Raw genomic sequence first — 12,475 nt, forward strand, 5'->3', positions numbered from 1 at the left:
TGCCGGCCTGGGACGCTGGCCCGGAGGGTCGCCTTGCGGCGGCCGCCTGCGGGCGCGGGCCGCTCGACCGTAGTGCCGCTACGCTTTTCGCGTCCCGCCCCCGCATCCGACTCGCCGCAAGGCGACGCAGGGCACAGGGAGTGTGAGAAATGCGGGTTAGCACCGCCACGCTGACGATCCGCCCGCTGCGAGACGGCGGGCCCCTGCCGCTGCTGGTCGAGCCCGCCGGCGGCACCCCGTCGCTGATCGAGGCCCTGCCCGAGATCCGGCCGATCGTCGACCGCCACCTCAGCGTCGAGGGCGGGCTGCTGTTCCGCGGCTTCGCGCTGGACGGCGCCGACGCCTTCCGCGGCTTCGCCGCCGGCTTCGGCCATCCGCTCTTGACCTACGAGTTCGGTTCGACCCCGCGCAGCAAAGTGACGCAGGGCGTCTACACCTCGACCGAATACCCGCCGCACCAGCACATCCCGCTGCACAACGAGCAGGCCTACACCCGGGACTGGCCGATGAAGATCTGGTTCTACTGCCAGCAGGCGGCGCCGGAAGGGGGCGAGACGCCGATCGCCGACAGCCGCGCCGTCTACCGCGCCATGCCGCCCGCCTTGCGCGACCGCTTCGCCGAAAAGGGGCTGATGTATGTCCGCAACTACGGCAACGGCCTCGACGTCTCCTGGCAGCAGGTGTTCGGCACCGAGGATCGCGGCGAGGTCGAAGCCTATTGCCGCGGCCACGGCATCGACTGCGAGTGGAAGCCGGACGGCGAGCTGCGCACCCGCCAGGTCTGCCAGGGCGCGATCGCCCACCCGGTGACCGGCGAGATGCTCTGGTTCAACCAGGCGCATCTGTTCCACGTCTCGAACCTGGAGCCGGAGGTGCGGTCGACGCTGCTGGAGCTGGTCGACGAGCCGGACCTGCCGCGCAACGTATACTACGGCGACGGCTCGCCGATCGAGGACGAGGCGCTGTCCACCGTCCGCGGGGTGCTGGAGGCGAACAGGATCAGCTTCCCCTGGCAGTCGGGCGACGTGCTGATGCTCGACAACATGCTCACCGCCCATGCGCGGGCGCCGTTCAAGGGACCGCGCAAGGTCATCGTCGCCATGGCGGAAGCGCGCGGTCTGCACTGACGCTCCGAGCCGGAGAAAGCCGTGTCGCTTCTCGGAATATTGCTCCGCGGGTCGCGCGCCCTGTTCGCGGCCGCCATCCTGGCCAGCCTGGCCTGCGGGGTGGGCGGCGCCCTCCTGGTGCTGCTGATCAACCGCGCCCTGCATGCGCCGGCCGAGGCGCTGCCGCAGTGGCTGCTGCCCTTCGTCGCCGCAGCATTGCTGGTGATGGTGGCGCAGGTGGCGTCCCGCGCCCTGTTCGCCCGGCTCGGGCAGCGGGCGCTCGGCGGCTTGCGGCAGCACATCGCCCAGGCGGTGGTCGCGGCACCCTATCGTCGGCTTGAGATCGTCGGCCGGGCGCGGATCCAGTCGCTGCTGACCGACGACGCCTCCGCCATCGCCACCTTCTGCATGGGCCTGCCGATTCTGGTGACCAACGGCGTCGTCATCCTCGGCGTCCTGATCTATCTCGCCACCCTGTCCTGGACCTTCCTGCTGCTCGCCGCGGCGGTGATGGTGCTCGGCTCGATCGGCCACCAGCTCAGCTATCGGCGCGTGCTCCGGCATTTCCGCGAGGCGGGGCGCGGCCAGGACCGGCTGTTCGGCCAGTTCGAGGCCCTGAACGGCGGCGCCAAGGAGCTGAAGCTGAATGCCGGCAAGGCGCGCCGCTTCCTCGACATCGTGCTGACCGAGGCGATCGATGCGGTGGCCAAGAGCCGCATCCGCGGCCTGTCGCTGCTGGCCTTCGCCGACGGCTGGGGCCGGCTGCTGTTCATGGCGACGATCGGCACGGCGCTGTTCGCGCGGATGTGGATCGCGCCGGGCGATGCCGGGGTCGTCACCGGCTATGTGATCGCCTTCCTCTACATCATGGGACCGCTGGAAGGCCTCTTGGCCAACATCCCGCATATCGGCATGGCCCGGGTGGCGCTCGGCCGCATCGGCGACACGCTGGCCGAGATTGAGACAGGGAGGGGGGGCCGGGCGCCGGCGCCCGGTCCGGCCGAACGCGAGGTCACCCTGGCGCTGGAGGGCGTCACCCACGGCTACTACGATGAACGCGAGGACGAGGTCTTCACCCTCGGCCCGATCGACCTGACGCTGCGGCCCGGCGAGGTCACCTTCCTGGTCGGCGGCAACGGCAGCGGCAAGACCACGCTGGCGAAGCTGGTGACCGGCCTGTACGCGCCCGAAGCCGGCACCATCCGCGTCGACGGCCAGGCTTTGGCCTCGCCGGGCGACGAGGCGCACCGGCAGCTGTTCTCGGCCGTGTTCTCCGATTTCCACCTGTTCGAGACTCTGCTGGAGGCGGTGGACGGGTCACTCGATGACCGCGCCAACAGCTGGCTGCACCAGCTCCATCTCGACCATAAGGTCGCGGTGCGCGGCGGCGCCTTCTCGACCCGCGACCTGTCGCAGGGGCAGCGCAAGCGCCTGGCGCTGGTGGCGGCCTGCCTCGAGGACCGGCCGGTGATGGTGTTCGACGAATGGGCGGCCGACCAGGACCCGCAGTTCAAGGACGTGTTCTACCGCGAGGTCCTGGCCGAGCTGAAGGCGCGGCGGAAGGCGGTGCTGGTCATCACCCATGACGACCGCTGGTTCCCGCTCGCCGACCAGCTGGTCAAGCTCGACCGCGGCCAGGTGGTCGAATGCAGCGGCCCCGCCGGGCCGGCGCCCCAGCGCGCCGTCAACGGTCACGATCTCTCCCTCTCGCCGGTATCATGAGGTTCGCCGTGAGCGACGCTGCTTTCGATCTCCGCCCGCGCCGCGACGCCGCCGCACCGCTGGCCCTCGACTATGCCGATGCCGAGACGCTGATCGAGCTGCTGCACCGCCGCGCCGCCGCCGATGACGGTGGGCCGGCGCTGCGCTTCCTGACCGACGGCGAGACGGTCGGCGATACTCTCGATTACCGTGCGCTGGACCTGCGGGCGCGGGTGATCGCGGCCCATCTCCAGTCCGTCGCGGCGCCGGGCGACCGGGCGCTGATCCTGCTGAACAGCGGGCCGGACTATGTCGCCGCCTTCTTCGGCTGCCTCTATGCCGGGGTGATCGCCGTGCCGGCCTATCCGCCGGAGGGCATGAGCCGCCACCATGTCGAACGGCTGCAGGGCATGGTCGAGGATGCCAGCGCCCGCCACCTGCTGACCGACCGGGCGCATCGTGCCTCGGTCGAGACCCTCTGCGCCGGCCAGGACCGCGTCGACGTGATCGCCGTCGACACCCCGTCCCCGGCCCTGGCCGAGGCCTGGCGCCCGCATCCGGCGAAGGGCGACGACATCGCCTTCCTGCAATACACCTCGGGCTCGACTGCGAACCCGAAGGGCATCGAGGTCACCCACGCCAACCTGATCGACAACCAGCGGATGATGGTGCACGGCTGCGGCGTCACCGCGGACGACGTGCTGGTCTCCTGGCTGCCGCTCTACCACGACATGGGGCTGATCGCCGGGCTGATCCTGCCCTTCTTCGCCGGCATCCCGCTGGTGCTGATGGCGCCGCAGCACTTCCTGGCCCGGCCGGCGCGCTGGCTGGAGGCGATGCAGCGCTTCGGCGCGACCCTCAGCGGCGGCCCCGATTTCGCCTATCGCCTGTGCTGCGAGCGGGTCAGCGACAAGACCCTGGCCGGGCTCGACCTGCGGTCCTGGCAGTTCGCCTTCTCCGGGTCGGAGCCGGTGCGGGCCGACACACTGGCCGATTTCGCCGCCCGCTTCGCCCCGGCCGGCTTCCGGCGCGAGACCCTGGCCCCCGCCTACGGCTTGGCCGAGGCCACGCTGACCCTGTCCTGCAGCCCTCGGCCGCACACCTATGTCACGCTGCGCGTCGACCCCGAGGCTCTCGCGGCGCACCGGGTGGTGCCGAGCGGCGCGGGCGTCGAGCTGGTCAGCAGCGGCCGGCCGATCCGGCCGGAGCAGCTGCGCATCGTCGATCCCGAGACGCTGCAGCCGCTCGGCGAGGGCGCAGTCGGCGAGGTCTGGGTGACCGGCGGCAGCGTCACCCGCGGCTACTGGCGCAATCCGAAGGCGACAAGCGAGGCGTTCCTCGATCGGGGCGAGGGCGTATGGCTGCGCAGCGGCGACCTCGCCTTCCTGCACGAGGGTGAGCTGTTCATCACCGGCCGGCGAAAGGATGTGATCATCATCCGCGGCCAGAACCGGTACCCGCAGGATATCGAGAAGGTGGTCGAGGCTGGCGTGCCCGGGATCCGCAAGGGCCGGGTCTCGGCCTTCGCGGTCGAGCATGACGGCCGCGAGAGCATCGGCGTCGCGGTCGAGATCAGCCGCACCACGCAGCGCAAGGTGGCGCCGGAGGCACTGGTCGAGGCGATCGACCGCGTCGTCGCCGACGAGCAGCAGGAGCCGGCGGCGCTGGTCGCGCTGCTGGACCCCGGCACGCTGCCGAAGACCACCAGCGGCAAGCTGCAGCGTTCCGCCTGCCGCGACCGGCTGGCCTCGGGCGAGCTGCAGGCCTGGCATCTCTATCGCCGCCCCTCGGTCGGCGCCGCGGCTCAGGATCGCGAGCCGCCGCGGGACGGGGCGGAGCAGCGCCTGGCCGCGATCTGGACCGGGCTGCTGGATTGCGGCCCGATCGGCCGCGGCGACCAGTTCCTGGCCCTCGGCGGCCATTCGCTGCTGGCGATGCAGGCGATCGACCGGATCCGGGCCGAGTTCGGCGTCGAGCTGCCGCTGCGCGAGATCTTCGCGCCGCACAGCCTGGCCGAGCTTGCCGCCCGGCTGGACGCGGCGCCGCGGCAGGCGCCGGAGGCCGGGCTGCCGCCGGTCACGGCCGAGCCGCGGCAGGCCGAGATGCCGCTGTCGCTGGCGCAGCAGCGCCTGTGGCTGGCCGAGCGCCTGGCGGGGGAGGCGGCCCGCAGCGCCTACAACCTGACCGGCCAGCTGCGCCTGACCGGCCCGCTGTCGCGGCCGGCCCTGGACCGCGCCCTCACGGGCCTGCTGGCGCGGCACGAGATCCTGCGCACCGCCTATCCGGAGGATGCCGACGGCGTGCCGGTGGCGCGGGTCGACGCCGAGACAGCCCTGTCGCTGCCGGAGATCGACCTCTCGACGCTCGACCCGGCCCGGCGCGAGGCGCGGCTGGCCGAGATCGAGGCGGAGGAGGCGCGGCGGCCCTTCGATTTGGCGGCGTCGCCGCTGCTGCGCGCCACCCTGCTGCGGCTGGATTCGGCCGAGCACAGCCTGCTGCTCGGCCTGCACCACATCGTCGCCGACGGCTGGTCGATCGGCGTGCTGATCGACGATCTGGGCGCGCTGTACCGCGCCGCGCTGGAGCACGGCCCGGCCGAGCTGGAGCCGCTGCCGGTGCAGTATCTCGACTATGCGCTGTGGCAGCGCCGGCTGCTGCAGGGCGAGACGCTGGACAGGCAGAAGGCGTTCTGGCGCGACCGCCTGGCCGGCGTCCCGCACCGGCTGGATCTGCCGGCCGACCATCCGCGCCCGGCCGTCGCCTCCCAGGCCGGGGACAGTGTTCGGTTCAGCCTGCCCGGGCCGTTGGTCGCGCGGCTCGAGGCGCTGGGCCATGCCCGCGGCGGCACGCTGTTCATGGTGCTGCTGGGGGCGTTCGAGACCCTGCTGTATCGCCTCACCGGCGCCACCGATTTCGTCATCGGCACCGATGTCGCCGGCCGGCCGCGGCGCGAGCTCGACCGGCTGGTCGGCTTCTTCGTCAACGTCCTGCCGCTGCGCGCTCGGCCGGAAGCGGCGCTGCCCTTCGCCGGGCTGCTGGACCGGGTGCGCGAGGACTCGCTGCAGGCCTTCGAGCATCCGCTGCTGCCTTTCGACCAGATCGTCGAGGCCGTTGGCGCGCCGCGCGACCGCGCCCGCAACCCGCTGGTGCAGGTGCTGTTCGTGCTGCAGAGCGCGCCGCGCGGCCGCTTCGGCGTCGACGGCCTGACGGCGGAGCTGCGGCCCGCCCAGGCCCATGGCTCGAAATTCGACATGGCGCTGTTCCTCGACCCGCTCGGCTCCCGCGCCGTGCAGGGCCTCGACGGCGAATGGGTCTTCGCCACCGACCTGTTCGCCCGGCCGCGGGTCGGGCGGCTGGTGGCCGCCTGGACCGCTCTCCTGGAGCAGATCGTCGAAACCCCGGACCGCTCGCTGAGCGGCTTCACCCTTCCCGCACTGGAGGAGTCCGCGATGTCGTCGTCCGCGTCGCCGTCCGAAACCACCGCCCGCATGGGCGCCAAGCTGGACAAGCTGAAGAAGTTCGCCTCCCCCTCGGCCCGGCCGGCTGCGGCCGCGGCGCCGGCGCGCGAGCTGGTGCGAACCTCCTCGCTGACCCCGGGCGCGATCTTCCCGCTGGTGGTCGAGCCGGCCAGCGCCGATCTCGACGCCGTGGCCTGGGCCGCCGCCCATCGCGACCAGGTCGAGGCCTGGCTGCGGCGCCATGCCGGGCTGCTGTTCCGCGGCTTCGGCCTGACCACGCCGCAGGAGTTCGAGGCCTTCGCCGAGGCGCTGCAGCCCGGTCTCTACGGCTCCTATGGCGACCTGCCGAAGAAGGAAGGCGGCCGCAACACCTACCGCTCCACGCCGTACCCGGAGCGGAAGATGATCCTCTACCACAATGAGAGCTCGCACCTGCCGCGCTGGCCGCGCAAGCAGTGGTTCTTCTGCGAGCAGCCGTCGCCGGTCGGCGGCGCCACCCCGATCGTGGATTGCCGCGAGATGCTTCGGCGCCTGCCGGCGGAGCTGGCGGAGCGCTTCGATCGCCTCGGCCTGATGTATGTCCGCACCTTCACCGAGAATCTCGACGTCGACTGGCGCGACTTCTTCAAGACCGACAGCCGCGAGGAGGTCGAGGCCCGCTGCCGCGCCGCCGGGGTCGACTTCGCCTGGCTCGGGAAGGACGAGCTGCAGACCCGCACCCGCTGCCCGGCGGTGATCACCCATCCGCTGACCGGCGAGCGCTCCTTCTTCAACCAGGTCCAACTGCACCACACCCGCTGCCTCGACGCCGATGTGCGCGAGGACCTGCTGGCCATGGTCGGCTCGGCGCGGATGCCGCGGCAGGTGTTCTACGGCGACGGCTCGCCGATCGAGGACGCGGTCATGGACCTGATCGGCGAGCTGTACGAGGCCTGCGCCGTGCGCTTCGACTGGCGCCGTGGCGACGTGGTGATGCTCGACAACATGCTCGCCGCCCATGCCCGCGACCCGTATGAGGGGCCGCGCCGCATCGTCGTGGCGATGGGCGACATGGTCGACCGCAGCAGTCTGGACGCAGGGCAGGAGGGCGCGCGATGACCGACCTCGCCCTCTCCGCCGGGGTGGAGACCTGGCCGCTCGGCCCCGAGCAGCGCGTCGCCGCGGAGCACCCGGACGACGCCGCGACCTTGGTCGTCGAGATCTCCGGCAATCTGGACGAGGCGCAACTGCACGCCGCCCTGCTGCGGGTCGCCGGCCGGCACGAGATCCTGCGCACCGCCTTCGTCGCCGTCCCCGGCTTCCGCGGCCTGCGCGCCCGGCCGCTCGACGCGCCGGCGGAGCCGGCCTGGTCCGTGCTCGACCTGCGCGGCCGGGCCGATGCGGCCGATGCCATGGCGCAGGACCTCACGGCGCAGACCGGTTTCGATCTCGGCTCCGGCCGGACGCTGCGGGCCGCGTTGTACCGCCTCGGTGATGCGGAATGGCGCCTGGCGCTGCTGGCCTCGCCGCTGGTGGCCGATCGCGGGGCGCTCGACCTGATCCATCGCGCACTGCGCGACGAGGTCGCGGGCGCCGCCGTCCCGGCGAATGAGGACGGCGTCGCCTATGCGCAATATGTCGAGTGGCGCGCCGAGATGGCCGCCGACGAGGACGCCGCGGAGGGTCGCCGCTACTGGCAGGACCATCTCGGTGCCTCGGCGCCGCCGGCCCTGCACCTGCCCTATCGCAATCGCGAGGCCGGCACCGGCGCGCGAGCCAGCCGCGAGACTGCGATCGACGCCGCAGTGGCACAGCGGCTGACGGCACTCTCTGCCGCGCGCGGCATCGGCCTCGACGCCGTGCTGCAGGCGGCCTGGTGGGCGCTGCTGGCCCGCATCGCCGGTCGGGCCGAGCTGGTGGCCGGCTGGCAGCATGACTGCCGGCGCGACTACGACGCCTTCGCCGGAACCGTCGGCCCGTTCGACAAGGTGCTGCCGCTGCGGCTGGCGGCCGACCCGGCCGAACCCTTCGCGACCTTCCTGGACCGGCTCGCGCCGCTGCTCGACAGCCATCGCGGCTGGCAGGAGCACTGGCCGGTCGAGGCACCGGGCCGCAGCGACCATCTCGTCGCCGGCTTCCGGATCGCGGATCGCACGGCCGAGGATGGCACTTGGCGCCTGGTTTCGGCGGACGCGCCACAGCCCTTCGAGCTGGCGCTGCAGGCCGATCTCGCCGAGGACGGCAGCCTCCGCGCCGTCGCCCTGCATTGGGATGGCGGCCGCTACGACGACGCGGCTATGGCGACGCTGCTGGAGCAGGTCGTGACTCTGCTGTCCGAGCTGCCGGACCGGCTCGAGACACCGCTCGGCACCCTGTCGCCGGTGGGCGAGGCGGAGCGGGCGCGGCTGCTGGCCTTCGACGCCGCGGTCCAGGCCCCTGCGCCCGGCCCGTCGCTGCCGGCGCTGATCGCCCGCTGGGGCCACGAGATCCCGACGGCGCCGGCCCTGGCCGGCGGCGGCATCACCCTCGACTATGCCGGGCTGAACGCGCGGATCGACGGGCTGGCCGCCTGGCTCGTCGCCCAGGGCGCCGGCCGTGAGTCCGTGGTGGCGCTCGACATGGCGCGCTCGGCCGGGATGGTGGTGGCGCTGCTCGCCGTCTGGCGCGCCGGCGGCGCCTATCTGCCGCTCGACCCGCAATGGCCGCAGGCACGCCGGCAGCTGCTGCTCGACCAGGCCCGGCCGGTGCTGGTGCTGACCGATGCCGCCGACCCGGTCGTCTCCGACACCATCCCGGTGCACCCGCTGGCCGCGGCGATGGCGGAGCCTGCCTCGTCGGACCTCCCCGACCTCGGCGAGGGCGACCGCGCCGCCTATGTCCTGTTCACCTCCGGCTCGACCGGCACGCCCAAGGGCGTGGTGATCGAACATGGCCAGCTTCGCACCTATGTCGAGGCGGTGAGTGAGGCGCTCGGCCTCGCCGGCTGCCGGCGCTTCGCCCTGACCTCGACCGTCGCCGCCGATCTCGGCAACACCGTGCTGTTCGGCGCGCTGCGCCACGGCGCCTGCCTGGCGGTGGCGGACGAGGCGGAGATGGCCGACGGCGCCGCCTTCGCCGCCTTCCTGCGACGGCACGAGATCGACTGCGCCAAGCTGGTGCCGTCGCATCTGGCGGCGCTGCTCGATGCGCCGGAGCCTGCGCTGCCGGCCACGCTGATCCTGGGCGGCGAGGGCACCTCGAAGGCGTTGGTTGACCGGATCCTCGCGGCAGCGCCGCACTGCCGGGTGTTCAACCATTACGGCCCGACCGAGACCACGATCGGCGTGCTGGTGCATGCCCATGACCCCTCGGCCCCGGCCTGGGCCGGCGACGCCTTGCCGCTGAGCCGTCCCCTGGCCGGGAGCGAGGTGCTGGTGCTCGACGCCGCGGGCCGGCTGGCGCCGACCGGCGCGGTGGGCGAACTGCACATCGGCGGGGCCCAGCTCTGCCGCGGTTATCTGCATGGCGACCCGGCCGGCGTTTTCATCGACCATCCGTTCCGAAAGGGCCGGCGGCTCTATCGCAGCGGCGACCTGGCGCGCCACCTCCCGGATGGCCGATTGCAGATCGTCGGCCGCGCCGACCACCAGGTGAAGATCCGCGGTTTCCGGGTCGAGCCGGGCGAGGTCGAGGCCACGCTGCAGGCCCTCGACGGCGTCCAGCAGGCGGCGGTCGTGGTGCATCGGCCAGAGGGTGGTGAGGCAAAGGGCGGGGAGGCGCGGCTGGTCGGCTTCGTCACCCTGGCCTCGGGCGACGCCGTGGCGCTGCGCCCGGCCCTGGCCGCGCGACTGCCCGGCCCGATGGTGCCGGCGCAGATCGTGGCGCTCGACCGGATGCCGCGCCTGGCCAACGGCAAGATCGACCGCCGCGGCCTGCCCGATCCGGCGACCCTGGCCGAGACCAGCGCCAAGGTGGCGCCGCGCGACGCGGTCGAGACCCTGCTGCGCCAGGTGGCGGCGGAGCTGCTGGAACGGCCGGCCGAGGCGATCGGCGTTACCGACGACTTCTTCGACATCGGCGGCAACTCGCTGCAGGTGATCAAGCTGGTCGCCCGCATCCGCAAGCTGTTCCAGCTCGAGGTGCCGCCCGGCATCGTCTTCGACCATCCCAGCATCGCCGCCCTGGCCCAGGCGCTGCGCGGCCATGCGGCGCCGGGGCGGATCGACCAGATCGCCACCCTCCGCCTCAGCCTCGACGGGATGAGCGAGGCGGAGCGCGCGGCGCTGCTGGAGAAGGCGCGGCAGGCTAAGGCCCCCTGAGAGCTATGAACGATATCGACAACGACGCGCTGCTCGCGCTGCTGCTGGACGACGAGACGTCGGATCCGGATGCGATCCGTCCGCGCGACAGCGGGGCCTCGGCTCCGCTGTCCTTCCAGCAGCAGCGCCTGTGGTTCCTGCAGCTCTACGATCCGGAGAGCGCGGCCTACAACTCGGTCCGCGCGCTGCGGCTGCGAGGGCGGCTGGACGTGCCGGCGCTGGAGGCCGCGTTCCGCCGGCTGGTCGAGCGCCACGCCGCGCTGCGCACCCGCTTCGAAGGCGGGGAGGGCGAGCCGCGGCAGGTGGTGCTGCCTGAGGTCGATGTCGCGATCGAGCATGCCGTTCTGCCCGCGTCCGGGATGCCGGGCGCGGAGCAGGCGCTGTCCGCCTGGCTGCGGGCGCGGGTTCGCCGGCCGTTCGACCTTGCCCGGCCGCCGCTGCTGCGTATCGCCCTGGCCCGGCGCGGCGAGACGTCTGACGATGACGGCGAATGGGTGCTTTTGCTCGTGATGCACCACATCGTCGTCGACGCTTGGTCGACCGCGGTGCTGGTGCGGGACCTCGCCCGGGCCTATGGCGAGGCGCTGCGCGATCCGGACCGCTGCGGACGGCCGCTCCCGGCCCCGGCGCTGGATTATGCCGACTACGCCGCCTGGCAGCGCCGGCGCTTCGTGGGCGATCGCCGTGACCAGGCCCTGGCGCAGTGGAAGGATTATCTCGGCGGCGACGTGCCGGTGCTGGCGCTGCCGACCGACCGGCCGCGCGACGCCGAGGGCAACCGCCCCGGCGGCCGCGTCGATTTCGCATTGCCGCCGGACTTGGTCCGGTCGGTTCAGGCTCTGTGCCGGGAGGAGGGCTGCACGGCCTTCGTCGTGCTGCTCGCAGCTTGGCAGATCCTGCTCGGCCGGCTCTCCGGGCAGTCGGATTTCGCGGTCGGCGTGCCCAACGCCGCGCGCGGCCGGGCCGAAATCCAGGACCTGCTCGGCTTCTTCGTCAACACCCAGGTCTATCGCGTCCGGCTCGACCCGCGCCTCAGCGTCCGGGCACTGTGCCGCCGGCTCCGCGGCGAGGCGATGGCCGCCCTCGAACAGGCCGACGTGCCGTTCGAGCTGCTGCTGGACGGGCTCGGCATCGCCCGCGACGCGCGACACACGCCGCTGTTCCAGTCGCTGTTCAACTTCCGTGCGACGCGCGACGCGGCGCTCCTGGCGCTGGACGGGGTAGCGGCCGAACTGGCCGACATCGACACCGGTACCGCTCAGTTCGACCTGTCGCTCGACGTGGCCGCGGACGGGCACGGCATCGACTGCCGGGTCGAGTTCGATTCCGGCCTGTTCGACCGGACGACAGTGGAGCGCTGGCGCGACGGCTTCGTCTCGGTGCTGCGCCGGATGGTTTCGGCCCCGGACCGGGTGCTGGGCACCATCGATCTGCTGACGGCCGCTGACCAGGAACGGTTGTCGGGTTGGAACGCGACGGATGTGGCCTACGAGCCGGTGCCGAGCGTGCTGTCTCTGATCGGGCGGCAGGCGCGGGCGACGCCGGAGGCCGAGGCGCTGGTGTTCGGCGCCGAGCGGCTGAGCTACGCCGAGCTGGAGCGGCGGACCAACCGCCTGGCGCAGGCGCTGGCGGCCCGCGGTGTCGGGCCGGACGTGCTGGTCGGTGTGGCGGCGGAGCGGTCGGTCGGGATGGTGGTGGCGCTGCTCGGCATCGTGAAGGCGGGCGGGGCGTATCTGCCGCTCGACCCCGAGCATCCGCGCGAGCGGCTGGCCGGCACCATCGCCGAGACCGGGCTGAAGCTGGTGCTGGCCCAGGCGCATCTCGTCGACCGGCTGCCTGACGGCGTCGAGGTGGTGGCGCTGGAGGGCTGGGACCTCTCCGGGTATCCGGACGAGGCGCCGGACGTCGCCTGGCATCCGGAGGGTCTGGCCTA

The 12,475-nt window shown here is 72.7% G+C and carries 5 protein-coding genes; all 5 read left to right on the forward strand.

Going from position 1 to position 12,475, the window contains the following annotated elements; all coding sequences use genetic code 11:
• The first annotated feature begins 149 nt into the window (after window positions 1-149).
• A complete protein-coding gene (locus tag ACFW16_RS35255) occupies window positions 150-1,127 on the forward strand; it encodes a TauD/TfdA family dioxygenase (protein ID WP_380313780.1) in 978 nt (325 codons plus the stop codon).
• 21 nt (window positions 1,128-1,148) lie between these two features.
• Complete coding sequence (locus ACFW16_RS35260) at window positions 1,149-2,828, forward strand: cyclic peptide export ABC transporter (protein ID WP_380313781.1); 1,680 nt, start codon at window positions 1,149-1,151, stop codon at window positions 2,826-2,828.
• 8 nt (window positions 2,829-2,836) lie between these two features.
• A complete protein-coding gene (locus ACFW16_RS35265) occupies window positions 2,837-7,363 on the forward strand; it encodes a condensation domain-containing protein (protein ID WP_380313782.1) in 4,527 nt (1,508 codons plus the stop codon).
• On the forward strand, window positions 7,360-10,542 hold the full coding sequence (locus ACFW16_RS35270) for an amino acid adenylation domain-containing protein (RefSeq protein WP_380313783.1): 3,183 nt from the start codon (window positions 7,360-7,362) through the stop codon (window positions 10,540-10,542). Before ACFW16_RS35265 ends, ACFW16_RS35270 begins: the two co-directional genes overlap by 4 nt.
• A gap of 5 nt (window positions 10,543-10,547) precedes the next feature.
• Window positions 10,548-12,475: condensation domain-containing protein (locus ACFW16_RS35275; protein WP_380313784.1), on the forward strand; the 1,928-nt coding region annotated here is incomplete at its 3' end.

The sequence above is a fragment of the Inquilinus sp. NPDC058860 genome, assembly GCF_042743185.1.
Lineage (GTDB): Bacteria > Pseudomonadota > Alphaproteobacteria > DSM-16000 > Inquilinaceae > Inquilinus.